2 protein-coding genes are annotated in these 968 nt (G+C 70.8%); both read right to left on the bottom strand.

The annotated features are described in order from the left end of the window. The coding region (locus tag GPA_RS15435) for a beta/alpha barrel domain-containing protein (protein ID WP_462486149.1) at nt 1-642 on the bottom strand (642 nt) is incomplete at its 3' end. Further along, the coding region (locus GPA_RS15430; protein WP_462486148.1) for an iron-sulfur cluster-binding protein at nt 643-968 on the bottom strand (326 nt) is incomplete at its 5' end.

Raw genomic sequence — 968 nt, 5'->3', positions numbered from 1 at the left:
GTCGATGGCCATGCCGAGCAGCGTGTTGATGAGCGAGAGCGCGTCGGCGCCGGCGGCCACGGCGGCGCGCGCGATCTCGGCGACGTCGGTGACGTTGGGGGTGAGCTTCACGATGAGCGGGCGCTTCGTGGCCGCGCGGCAGCGGGACACCACGGCCTCCACGCTATCGGTGCACGTGCCGATGGTCATGCCGCCCGCGTCCACGTTCGGACACGAGATGTTCACCTCGTAGGCGTCCACCGGCGCGTCCTCGAGCGCTTCGATCACCTGCACGTACTCGTCGAAGCTGTGGCCCGACACGTTCACGATGGTCGTCGCGCCGCGCTCGGCCAGCCACGGCAGGTCGTGCTCTTTCAGGTGCGCGACGCCGGGGTTCTGCAGCCCGATGGAGTTGAGCATGCCCGAGGGCGTCTCGGCGATGCGGGGGCTCGCGTTGCCCTCCCAGCCGTTCAGGGACACGCCCTTCGTGGTGACGGCGCCCAGGCAGGCCACGTCCACGAAGTCGCCGTACTCGCGGCCGGCGGCGAACGTGCCCGACGCCACGGTGACCGGGTTCTTCATCTTGAGGCCGCCCAGGTTCACGGCCATCTTGACGCTTGTCGGAGCCGTCGCGAGTGGCAGCGCGTTCTCGATCCCGGCCATCTACCACACCACCTTCCGCGCATCGAACACCGGGCCGTCGACGCAGGCCCGCTTCTTTCCGTCCACCGTGTCGACCACGCACGACAGGCAGGCCCCGACACCGCACGCCATGCGCTTCTCCAGGGAGACCTCGCAGGGCACGCCCGCCTCGGCGGCCATGCCGGCCACGATCTTCATGAGGGGCTCCGGCCCGCACACGGCCAGGTAGCCGTAGGGTTCGCCCGCCTCGGCGGCCTCAGCCAGCGCCTCGTCCACGAGCGAGGTGCAGAAGCCCTCGCGGCCGAAGCTGCCGTCGTCGGTGGCGCAGCGCGGCGGCGCGTCGAGCA

The sequence above is a fragment of the Gordonibacter pamelaeae 7-10-1-b genome (assembly GCF_000210055.1).
Classification (GTDB): Bacteria; Actinomycetota; Coriobacteriia; order Coriobacteriales; family Eggerthellaceae; genus Gordonibacter; species Gordonibacter pamelaeae.
The sequence above is the reverse complement of the archived record's forward strand: the minus strand, read 5'-3'. Positions and strand labels throughout refer to the sequence as shown.